This is a genomic window from Emticicia sp. (assembly GCF_049241225.1).
GTDB lineage: Bacteria > Bacteroidota > Bacteroidia > Cytophagales > Spirosomataceae > Emticicia.
Genome location: NZ_JBMLRC010000169.1, coordinates 1 through 10,801 on the forward strand (window position 1 = coordinate 1; position 10,801 = coordinate 10,801).

The 10,801-nt window shown below is 38.2% G+C and carries 10 protein-coding genes; 6 read left to right on the top strand and 4 right to left on the bottom strand.

Translation table 11 applies throughout. The annotated features are described in order from the left end of the window. On the top strand, positions 1–490 hold a 490-nt coding region (locus ACOVO2_RS09575), incomplete at its 5' end, for a lysoplasmalogenase (RefSeq protein WP_421769747.1). A 211-nt stretch (positions 491–701) separates the two neighbouring features. Here ACOVO2_RS09575 and ACOVO2_RS09580 read toward each other — a convergent pair. Together ACOVO2_RS09580 and pafA are read right to left on the bottom strand one after the other, a co-directional pair. Continuing rightward, positions 702–995, bottom strand: coding sequence for a hypothetical protein (locus ACOVO2_RS09580; protein WP_421769748.1), 294 nt, complete (start codon positions 993–995; stop codon positions 702–704). 112 nt (positions 996–1,107) lie between these two features. After that, positions 1,108–2,742, bottom strand: a complete 1,635-nt coding sequence (gene pafA / locus ACOVO2_RS09585; RefSeq protein ID WP_421769749.1) for an alkaline phosphatase PafA — start codon at positions 2,740–2,742, stop codon at positions 1,108–1,110. Between the two features lie 187 nt (positions 2,743–2,929). Here pafA and ACOVO2_RS09590 point away from each other — a divergent pair, with 187 nt between their 5' ends. From ACOVO2_RS09590 to ACOVO2_RS09605, 4 genes are all read left to right on the top strand, one after another. Continuing rightward, a complete protein-coding gene (locus ACOVO2_RS09590; protein ID WP_421769750.1) occupies positions 2,930–3,967 on the top strand; it encodes a DHH family phosphoesterase in 1,038 nt (345 codons plus the stop codon). Positions 3,968–4,032: 65 nt separating this feature from the next. Then, positions 4,033–4,878 (top strand): FKBP-type peptidyl-prolyl cis-trans isomerase, encoded by an 846-nt coding sequence (locus ACOVO2_RS09595; RefSeq protein WP_421769751.1) that lies wholly within the window; start codon positions 4,033–4,035, stop codon positions 4,876–4,878. A 62-nt stretch (positions 4,879–4,940) separates the two neighbouring features. Continuing rightward, positions 4,941–5,801 carry an FKBP-type peptidyl-prolyl cis-trans isomerase gene (locus ACOVO2_RS09600; RefSeq protein ID WP_421769752.1) on the top strand — a complete coding sequence of 287 codons (861 nt, stop codon included), beginning with the start codon at positions 4,941–4,943 and terminating at the stop codon, positions 5,799–5,801. 89 nt (positions 5,802–5,890) lie between these two features. Continuing rightward, positions 5,891–6,445: a hypothetical protein gene (locus tag ACOVO2_RS09605; protein WP_421769753.1), complete on the top strand. Its 555-nt coding sequence runs from the start codon at positions 5,891–5,893 to the stop codon at positions 6,443–6,445. Positions 6,446–6,523: 78 nt separating this feature from the next. Here the strand turns inward: ACOVO2_RS09605 and ACOVO2_RS09610 are convergent, their stop codons facing one another. Next, positions 6,524–7,003: a thioredoxin family protein gene (locus tag ACOVO2_RS09610; protein WP_421769754.1), complete on the bottom strand. Its 480-nt coding sequence runs from the start codon at positions 7,001–7,003 to the stop codon at positions 6,524–6,526. A gap of 199 nt (positions 7,004–7,202) precedes the next feature. Next, on the bottom strand, positions 7,203–9,398 hold the full coding sequence (locus ACOVO2_RS09615; RefSeq protein ID WP_421769755.1) for a peptidoglycan-binding protein: 2,196 nt from the start codon (positions 9,396–9,398) through the stop codon (positions 7,203–7,205). 447 nt (positions 9,399–9,845) lie between these two features. Here ACOVO2_RS09615 and ACOVO2_RS09620 point away from each other — a divergent pair, with 447 nt between their 5' ends. Further along, a complete protein-coding gene (locus ACOVO2_RS09620; RefSeq protein WP_421769756.1) occupies positions 9,846–10,634 on the top strand; it encodes a Rossmann-like and DUF2520 domain-containing protein in 789 nt (262 codons plus the stop codon). The last annotated feature ends 167 nt before the right edge of the window (positions 10,635–10,801 follow it).

Here is a 10,801-nt window from a genome sequence, read left to right on the forward strand (position 1 = left end):
TTCCGATAAAACGATGTTGGTTTCGTTGATTTTTTCGTGTTTGGGAGATACTTTTTTGATGTTTCAAGGCAAAAACCCACAGTTTTTTCTGCTTGGATTGGGTTCGTTTTTGGTGGCACAAATATGTTATTCAGGCGTATTTAAACCATTGGGAGTGACCAACTACAACAAACGTTTTCCTTTTATTATTTATGGTTTTTTATTCGTTTTACTACTGAGCAATAAGATACCTAAAGGCTTTATGATACCTATCTCTGCATACGCCACAGCCATTATGTGGATGGGAATTACGGCCGCAGAACGCCAAACCTACCAAAAAAGCTATCGTTTTGTATTAATTGGAGCAATTTTATTCATCATTTCTGACTCATTGATTGCCATAAACAAATTTGCCTTCTCTATTCCTCTTTCGGGGCTTTGGGTGATGGCAACTTATATTGCTGCTCAATATTTGATTGTTGAAGGAGTGCTTTTGGGAAGAAACAAATAATTTTAATCTTCAATTGGTATTTGAGACTAATCTTTGAAATAGGTGCGTAGCATCGAAATATTTGTAGTGTAGAAATTTTTTAGAAACCTAAAAGGTGCATCTCACCGCAATTAAAAGCGGTTATATTACGGTGCGATGCACCTTTAATAAAATAATTGTCACATTTTCTACAAATATTTCGCAACTCTGTTGCTAAGTATTGAGGGTATTTTTAATCATTATACTCCAAAAAATTCCAAAATTTTCGATTTTTCAGATACTCAAAATCTTCTTCGTTATCGTAGGCTTCTCGCTCAAAACTTATTTGACGATAGGCTCGCCAAAAACTACGACAACGTATATAATGATACAACCATTCGCCAACGTACCAAATATAAAAAGGCAAAATCAAGAGTTCAAGTTGCTGACGAATATGAATCTTCTCGTGGTTAATCAGTACCTTGCTTGGCTTTTTTGAGCGTACGATTATAAAAGGAAATAAAGTAATTCCTTGTATTTTTTTCAACGGTACGCCTTTTATCACTATCATCTTGCAAAGTTCTAAATAGGATACCACGAATACACAAATAATTTATTCGTAAACATTCGTGTATTCGTGGCAGTATTCAATTTTACCTTTATTTTTTACTAAAAATATCTTTAATCGGACTTCCAACACAGCCATTTGGCTCTAAAACATTCAATAAAGCTGCCAATGTTGCCGCAATATCAGAGATATAAGTTTGCGTAACTGTTTCTCCCTGCGGAATTTTCCAACCGTACCAAACCAACGGTACGTGGCGGTCGCTTTGCCACATTGTTCCGTGAGTTGTACCTTTTTTAGAACCGCTATACCAAGATGGCTCAAACAAAAGCATTATATCACCACTACGTTTCGGATTATAGATATTTTCGATAAGAGGCTTATAGTAAGGTGGAATATTTGACGAGCTAATATCATGTAAATTTACAATCTGATAAACCGAAGAACCCAAAATCAGCATTTTTTCTCTAACTAATTCATACACTTGATTCATAGTCACGTTTTTCTTGGCCATCAATTCGTGGTCAAGGTAAAGCTGATAATTATCTTGTGCTTTTATCCATTTTCCTTCGCCAAATTTGGCTGCCATTTCACCATTCAAATAACTTACTTCTTTGCCCAACTCGATAGTTCCTGCAGGGATTTTATGTTTTTTCAAGAATCCAGCGATGTCAGTTACACCGTGGTCAGCAGTCAAAAAAACTAAGTAATTTCCTTTACCAACAGTAGCATCAAGCTTATTCAAAATTTCGCCAATATCACGGTCGAGACGCAAATAGGTATCTTCAATTTCGATTGAGTGCGTACCAGTCGCATGGCCCACATAGTCAGGTGTCGAGAAACTCACGCACAAGAAATCGGTTTCTTTTCCTTGTCCCATTTTCTCGTTTTGAAGCGTCGCCAAAGTGATTTCTTTCGTAATCGTATTTCCGTAAGGCGAGGTAAGCAATGCTCCATAATTAGCGATCGTATGCGGAAAAACTGGCAATTTTTCACCCGACAAAACATTTTCGTATTCTTGATTATCGGCTTCACTTTCGGTGTATTGTTCAATCGGTAAAAGCGTTTCCCACTTCTGAGCCATCAATTTATCAGGCATTTTCTGAGCATTAAAATCCTTCACCCATTGCGGTAAATCATTCATGTAATACGTACTCGTAATCCAATTTCCCGATTTTGCATCGAACCAATAAGCAGCATCGGCCGAATGCCCTGCTGGCAAAATACCCCCACGGTCTTTTACGGCAATACCTATTACTTTCGAGCGAAACTCACTCGCAATTTTCAACTGATCGGTAATTGTGGTCGTGTGCATATTGACTGGTGAGCGTTTGCCTTCTATACCTGCTTCGCCAGAACCAACCGCACGCACCGTCGTATCTTCGGCCACATAAACTGTTCGGTTAGCCAATGGGTCATACCATTCATTACCAATGATTCCATTCACGGCAGGCACCGAACCCGAATAAACCGCCGCATGGCCTGGGCCCGTAATTGTGCTTGCGTAGTGATAATGGTTATTTTTACAGTTAAAACCTTCGTTCATTAGGCGTTTGAAGCCTCCTTCGGTATATTTATCGTAGTAGCGATAAAGGTAATCGTATCGCATTTGGTCAACCATAATACCCAAAACCAATTTGGGTTTCGCAAGAGTTGTGGCAGGTTTTGTCTTTTTTTGAGCCGAAATAGATAAGCTTATCAGTACAAAAAGTAGGGTTAATTTTTTCATTTCAGTCTGTTAAATTTCAATAAATGATATTTGGTGTCGTAGTAAACAAAGTTCAAAAATAGTTATCTTCTTTCAGAAACAGCCCTTTCCGACTTTAAATATTTGTAAAAATAAATATCCAAAGCCCAGAAAAGCACTTAACTGGCATTTTTGATTTACCACCTTTCCTTTGTACCTTTGTAGAGTTATGCAAGATTTTTTTACAGAGTCAAATCAAAAGTTAGCGTTATTTAACGAATTCTTGAGTTCGCCCAAGCAAATCGTTATCACTACTCACCAAAATCCTGATGCCGATGCTCTCGGTTCATCGTTGGGGTTATCCGCATATTTAAAGAAAAAAGGCCACAATCCTGTTATCATTACTCCAACCGATTATCCTGACTTTTTGAGATGGATGTCGGGCGAAAGTGAGGTAATCAACTTTGAAAGTGACCGACAAGCATTGGCAAAAGAACTCATTACCAATGCTGATATGATTTTTTGCCTTGATTTTTCGGCATTGAATCGTATCAAAGGCATGGAAGAGTTTGTGAAACAATCGGCAGCAAAAAAAGTATTGATTGACCACCATCAGCAACCCGAAAACTTTGCTGATTTTGTATATTGGAACGAAAGTGCCGCCGCAACTTGCGAATTAATCTATGAGTTAATCGAAAAACTGGGCGATAAAGAGTTGATTGATATTCCAGCCGCCGAATGCCTTTACGCAGGTTTGGTAACTGATACAGGTTCATTTAGATTTGACAGCACCAGCGAAGAAGTACATCGAATTGCAGGAGAGTTAATTTCGATTGGAGTTCATCCAAATAAAGTTCATCGTAAAATCTTTGACAGTAATTCCTTTGAACGCACAAAGTTTCTTGGTTTTGTTTTAGGCGAAAAACTCACTTATCTTCCCGAATACAATGTGGCCTACATGGCCATTTCTAAGGAAGAATTGAGCCGATTTAGTTCAAAAAATGGCGATACAGAAGGGGTTGTCAACTACGGACTTTCGATTAAGGGCGTAGTAATGGCCGCAATTTTCACCGAGAAAGAAGACATGATTCGGATTTCGCTTCGCTCGGTTGATGATTTTTCGGTAAGTGAATTTTCGAGAACTCATTTCAATGGAGGTGGACACAAAAATGCCGCTGGTGGACGTTCGCACGAATCTTTAGAGAAAACCGTCGAGAAGTTTTTGGCGTTGTTACCACAATATAAAGATCAATTAACCAACACTTAAAATACTTATAATCAACAGAATAACTATAAATAAAAACGTAAAATTCAATTAATACATAATTTTCAATGACAAATTTTTTAAAAACAACATTGAGCCTTGCAGCGGCTACAAGTTTACTTTTTTCTTGTAACCAATTTAAGGTTACACAAGACCCTGATGGCTCAAAATACCAAATCCATGAGGAAGGAAAAGGCAAGAAAATCAAAACTGGCGATATTCTAACATTTGACTTGGTGATTAAAGCAGCCAATGATTCGACTTTTGAAGATACCTACAAACGCAACCAGCCAATCACGATGGTAGCTCAACAAGGTACTTACAAAGGTTCGTTTGAAAACGCCTTGATGCACCTAACCGAAGGTGATAGTGCAACCGTTTTCATCAGCGTTGACTCACTTTTTGCACGTATGAACCAACCTCTACCTGCTGGCGTGACGAAAGGTTCTGACTTCAGATTTATCGTAAAAATCAAATCAACTCAAACGCGTGAAGATTTCCAAAAAGCACAAGATGCTAAGAAAAACAACGAGGCTAAGTTGATGGAAGATTATGCAAAGAAAAACTTCCCTAATGCCACAAAAACACAATATGGTATGTATCGTGTCGTTGTTAAAGAAGGAACAGGAGATCTGATTAAAGCTGGACAAGTTGTAACGGTTGATTATACCGGTAAATTAATGGACGGTAAAGTTTTTGATAGCTCGGTTGGCAAGCCAGGCCCTAAATTCCAAGTAACAGTTGGCCAAGGTGCGGTTATTCCAGGTTGGGAGCAAGCATTGGCAATGATGAAAAAAGGAGAAAAAGCTATTTTCTTTATTCCATCAAACTTAGCCTATGGCGAGCAAGGTGGCGGCCCAATTCCTCCTTTCAGTTCTTTGATCTTCGAAATGGAAGTTTTAGACGTAAAATAATATTCCCATTCAGCCCAGCGATGCTGGGCTGAATACAAAATTCAAATATATCAATCAGTGAAATGAAGAAAATTGCGTTTTTGTTAGTTTTAGTAAGTGCAGTAATTGGCAGTTCCTGCGGTGGATTTTTAGAAAATGACATCGAAGCTACCAGTAAAAAGGATGCTCAGGAGATAGCTGACTATATAAGTAGCAAAAACCTCCAAATGCTCAGCACGACATCTGGAATGAGATATTCCATTAGCAAAACCTCTTCGGGAAGAGCAGCCGCTATTGGTGATGAAGTAACTTTCCATTACACTTTGTCTTTGCTTAATGGCACAAAAGTAGATAGTTCGTCAAGATTAAAGAATGAACCTGCTAAAGTAGTTTTGGGAGCATCGAATATCATTGTTGGTTTTTTGGAAGCTCTCTCTCTTTTGAAAGAAGGTGAGCGTGGAACATTTCTAATGCCTTCAATATTAGGGTTTGGTACACAATCAAGTTCAACGGTTCCATCAAACTCCGTACTGAGATTAGATTTAGAAATCGTAAAACTTCGCTCTGAAGACCAAATGATTGATGAATACGTTGCTGCGACGAAGTTACCAGTTACTGAAAAAACAGCCAGTGGTTTACGTTTCTTGCGTACTCTTGAAGTACCAAATGGTACTCAACTCAAAGCAGGACTCAACACATCAGTAAAATATACAGGGTTTCTGGTAAGTACTGGTAAACAATTCGACACTGGCCAATTCAATGTTTTATTAGGTGCAAATGGCGTTGTAAAAGGCTTTGAAGAAGGTCTTTTAAAAATGAAAGTCGGCGAAAAAGCTACGCTTGTGTTTCCATCAAGCTTAGGCTACGGAACAACAGGAAGTGGAAGTTCGATACCACCCTATGCTCCACTCATTTTCAATGTTGAGATTGTCAGTGCCAAATAATTGGTTGATATTAACATAAATTTTGCCCAAGACCTCTGAACATTTCGGAGGTTTTGGCGTTTTTAATGATAACCTTTTTTCTTATCAGAATGCCTAAATTACCTAAAGAACTCGAAAAGGCTGTTTTGAGCCTCCCCGCTAAAGAAAAAGATAAGTTATTGATAAGGCTTATCGGAAAAAACGAACTATTGATTCAGCAGCTTTATTTTCAATTACTCGAAGATGAATCAGACTTACCGCACAAACGTGCTGAGATAAAAAACCTGATTTTGAAAGTTTCAAAAATGTATCATGACACTCCAGGTTGGATGATGATGGACATGAGAGATTTAAATGGCCGCATTACGCAGCATGTAAAGATAACTAAAGATAAATACGGTGAAGTGGAGCTTACCCTCTATCTACTTAATACTTTTTTTGATAATCAACTCCCAAATCTGGAGCATTACAGCGGAAAATCAGATACGATTTCTCTTTATATTGCCAAAAGAACTGAATTTTTACTTAAAAAACTCCCTAAACTTCACGAAGATTATTTTGTCGAATTTGATCGTGATATAAACAAATTGCTCGAACGTATTCATAAATACTGCCCTGCATATTATGCTCGACAAATGCAATTACCCAAAAGTTGGGAATACTAAAAAAGCTGCCACAAAGGGCAGCTTCTACTCAGTTAAAGGTTCAATTCAATATATATAAAGTCATTCAGCCATTACTCTTCACAAAGAAGCAGTTGCAGAACTTTTGGGTGCAACAAAACGCTTCCCTTTGTAATTTTTACTTTTTTCCAATTCATTTTTCAGATAATCAGCTGGAAAAAAACCACGATACCGAGCCACATATTTTGTTTTGTGGTCTAAGAGTATCAATGTTGGATAAACATCAACCGCAAAACGGTCGGCAATCGCCATTCCATCAAACGAATCAATATCCACTTTATAAATCATATAGTTTGTATTTATATACGAAACTAAATTGGCATTAGTTAAGGTTTCGTTTTCCAATTTCTTACAAGGCCCGCACCAACTCGCCCAAAAATCGAGTACAATAGGCTTCTTTTGTTTTTTTGCTTCTCTTAAAAAATCGTCGTAACTCCCTTTGTAAAAATTGACTTGGCTTTGCGAAACCTCGGCCACATTGGTGTAAGATGCAAACATTACAAACGTGACCCCCAGCAAGAGCATTAGTTTTATTCTCATAGCGAAATATGTTGAAGTTATAAATAGAAATAAACCTTCGTTTTCCTGAATCCTTAGCGAAAGGTGATAAATCTTCATTGATCAAATATTAAGCCATTTTTTATTTATTAATCAATATTTTGATTTTATGGTATTTTGAACAAAAAAAGCGACTGATTCTGTGATAGAACCAGCCGCTTTTTTTCCAAAACTTGATTGATTAATACTCAACTCCCAAAGATTTTAATGTCTCAAGATTCAAGTTACCTGATGGTAAATTGTTATCTTTTTGGTATTTGATAATCGCTGCATTGGTGCGTGGTCCGAGTACGTTATCATCTGGACCTGGGTCATACCCTTTTGCTCTGAGAGCTTTTTGAATTGCACGAACCGTAGCAGAAGTAATTTTATTTCCACAAAGAATCTCAACCCAGTCAGCATACGTACCGCTACTTGTCATTGAGGTTGTAGTATAAGTGGCATATTCCGCAGGAATTTCTCTTTCTGAAGTTGCTGCAGCTGATTTCACAACCGTTTTAGTAATTGTACGGTATTCAGCCGGAATTTCTTTCTCTACCGTACCCGCAGCATTTGCTACAACTTGCTTTGTGATAGTACGATACTCACCCGGAATTTCGATTTCACGAGTTTTTGGTTGTCCGTCAACTACATATTTTGTAATTGTACGATATTCGGCCGGAACATCAATTTCACGAACTTGTGGTCCGCATCCACCGTTGCCCGCTACGATTCCGTTTCCAGTTGAAGCACTTGAGCCATCAGCACAAGTGTATTTCGTACGAGTAGCATATACTGCTGGTACTTCAATCTCACGTGTTGTGGCAGGAGCTACCAAAGCTTGTTTTGTGCGAGTAGCATATACCGCAGGAACTTCAATTTCTTTTACTTGTGCTGCCTGTGCAACAATTTGTTTCGAAATTGTCTCAAATTGAGCCGCTACTGCTACTTCTCTCGTTTGTGGTCCACGAGCAACTACTTGCTTCGTGATAGTCTCATACTGTGCAGGAACTTCAATTTCTTTGTATTGTGCAGGTACTGCAATGACTGTTTTTGTGATGGTTGCATACTGTGCCGAAGACGTTCCTCCCACAAAAGCTTGAGCAGCTGTCAATCCAGCACCTGCTGGCTCGTAGCCATCAAGCATTTGCTTTGTAAATGTTGCATATTGAGCTGGCACTTCAACTTCACGAACCGATGCTGGTTGAGCAATTACTTGCTTCGTGATAGTGGCAGTTTGAGCAGGAGTTATGCTCTCTCTTACACCAGCAGGAGTTTTCAATACTTGTTTTGTTACGGTTTTGTATTCGGCTGGAATCTCAACCAAACATAACTGCAAACAATCATCTGGATTTGCACTCAAACACGATGGGTCGAGTTTACGTTTTTCATATTTTGTATATGCTTCACGAATCTTTACTTTTTCGGTAATAGTTTCATAAACTGGCGGCGTAACTATCAAAGTTTTAACTGGCTCTTTTACAACAACTGTCTCGGTCACTGTTTTGTAAGTTGCAGGTACAATCTCGTAGCGTTTAGATGCCTCTTTTGCTAAAAACTGCTCAGTTACAGTTTTATATTTTGGGCGTTGACCACCCGCAACCGCAGGAGCAGCTTCACGAACTAATACTTGCTCAGTTACTGTCTTGAATTGAGCAGGTACTACCTCATAACGCTTATATGCTGGGCGAACCTCAACTCTTTCGGTTACGGCCTTAAATTCTATGTTATTATCTACCACTAAATTATTATAAGCAGGTTTAATCATATACTGCTCAGTGATAGTTTTATAAACCGCAGGAATTACCTCATAGCGTTTTGAAGCCTCTTTTACGATAACTTGCTCAGTTTCGGTTTTAAATTGAGCAGGAATTACTTCTAACTTTTTGTATCCTTCACGAACCATGATTTGCTCAGTCAATGGCTTGAAACAAGGAGCATTTACATCAGCACCTTTGCCAGCACCACTACCTGTACCTGTGGCTTGATTACAACCAACAATTTCATAACGCTTGTACGCTGGGCGAGTTTCCATCTGCTCAGTTACTGCTTTATACGAACCCGAACCAGCAATCACCTCAGTTCTTTTACCTGGTTCTTTTACTAATACTTGCTCAGTTACAGTTTTATAAGCCGAAGCCGACGCTTGAATAACTTTACTACCTTCTTTTACAAGTACTTGCTCAGTAGTTGTAGTAAGTTCGGGGGCTGATGCTGTAAGAATTTTACCAGCTTCCTTTGAAACATACTGTTCAGTACGAGTAGTAAATTGGGCAGGTTTCAAACATTTTGCGTAGCATTTTCCTGGTACAGCATTTGGTGGGAGGTCGCTCTGTGCCATTGAAAGGCCATAGCTCAACACCACTGCCGACAGTGTCAAAAAGGAATTCTTCATCATTTTATTAATTGTTTTGGGGTTTTAAGTAAAACTACTTTTATATACTGATTCACCTCTTTAGGTCTGCTCATAAATAATATTTGGTTGTATCTTGCACCACAGTGCCTACCAATACGGTAAATTTAAACATAGTAAATCCTTTCATCTATTCAGACTCTTCATAGCTTTTCAAGTAACACAAATGGATTGGTTTTCTACAAGATTTTATTTAATATTTCATAATTAACAACAAAAATACTTCTCAGTAATTTCGTGCAAATTTGTTTTAGTCCCTTGTGAAAGGAGGCTCTTCATGGACTATATTTATATAAGAAAGACAAAGGTTCTCAAAACGAGATGGCAATAATAAAGATAATATTCTACAAATTAAAAGAAACTGAACACTTTTTTTTCGCTCTTTCGATATTTTGCTCTAAATTGGCTGCTGTTGATAAATAAAGTTTTATAATGAAAATTTCTATCATTGGCTCTGGAAATGTTGGCTGGCATCTGGGCATTGCATTCGAGAATCATCATCACCCTGTTTGTGAGGTATTTAGCCGCAATATAGCAAAAGCTGAAAAGCTTAGTGAGATGCTCTATAAAGCCGAAGCTAAAACCGACCTCGATTTTTCGGAAAGTGAAGCTGAGTTATTTATTCTTTCGGTGGCAGATGATGCAATGGAAGATGTCTGCTCGAAACTGATTTTACCCGAAAATGCTATTTTGGCTCATACATCGGGCAGTAAATCGTTGGAAGATTTACAGAAGCTCATGCTTATCTACCATGACTTACCCGTAAAATGTGCAGTATTTTATCCACTGATGACATTTTCGGCAAATAAGGCTCTTGATTTAAGAAATGTTCCGTTTTGTATTGAAGCAATCGATGACGAAACCGAACAGATTTTGGTAGATATTGCCCAAGAGATGAGCAATACGGTCTATTTGCTCAGTTCGGAAGAGCGGAAAGTGCTGCACGTAGCAGCGGTTTTTGCCTGTAATTTTACTAATCATTTATTGGCTTTATCGAAAAGTATCACCGATAACGAAAATCTTGAATTTGATTTGCTGAAACCGATTATTTCAGAAACTTTCAAAAAAGCATTAAAGGCCGAAGACCCCGCCGATGTACAAACTGGCCCTGCTATTAGGAATGATAAAACTATCATTAATCGCCACCTTGATTATCTGAAAGATGATGCCCGATTATTGGAGATTTATGAGGTCTTGACGGAGAGTATTCAGAATATTTAGTCCACTGTCCGCAGACGACAGTCCACAGAGTTTTAGTTCTCAAACAAAAAATCCTGCAAGGTTGAGCCTTACAGGATTTTTCCATTGAATATTATTTCAGAATTAAATCAAACCTTCGTTACGATTGATACAATCTAAATCTTCGAAAGCTACTTTCAAACGAGCAA

Excerpts from the sequence above, each read along its gene's own strand:
- pafA (WP_421769749.1), bottom strand. The coding sequence starts at position 2,742 with ATGAAAAAATTAACCCTACTTTTTGTACTGATAAGCTTATCTATTTCG.
- ACOVO2_RS09590 (WP_421769750.1), top strand. The coding sequence starts at position 2,930 with ATGCAAGATTTTTTTACAGAGTCAAATCAAAAGTTAGCGTTATTTAAC.
- ACOVO2_RS09595 (WP_421769751.1), top strand. The coding sequence starts at position 4,033 with ATGACAAATTTTTTAAAAACAACATTGAGCCTTGCAGCGGCTACAAGT.
- ACOVO2_RS09600 (WP_421769752.1), top strand. The coding sequence starts at position 4,941 with ATGAAGAAAATTGCGTTTTTGTTAGTTTTAGTAAGTGCAGTAATTGGC.
- ACOVO2_RS09605 (WP_421769753.1), top strand. The coding sequence starts at position 5,891 with ATGCCTAAATTACCTAAAGAACTCGAAAAGGCTGTTTTGAGCCTCCCC.
- ACOVO2_RS09610 (WP_421769754.1), bottom strand. The coding sequence starts at position 7,003 with ATGAGAATAAAACTAATGCTCTTGCTGGGGGTCACGTTTGTAATGTTT.
- ACOVO2_RS09615 (WP_421769755.1), bottom strand. The coding sequence starts at position 9,398 with ATGATGAAGAATTCCTTTTTGACACTGTCGGCAGTGGTGTTGAGCTAT.
- ACOVO2_RS09620 (WP_421769756.1), top strand. The coding sequence starts at position 9,846 with ATGAAAATTTCTATCATTGGCTCTGGAAATGTTGGCTGGCATCTGGGC.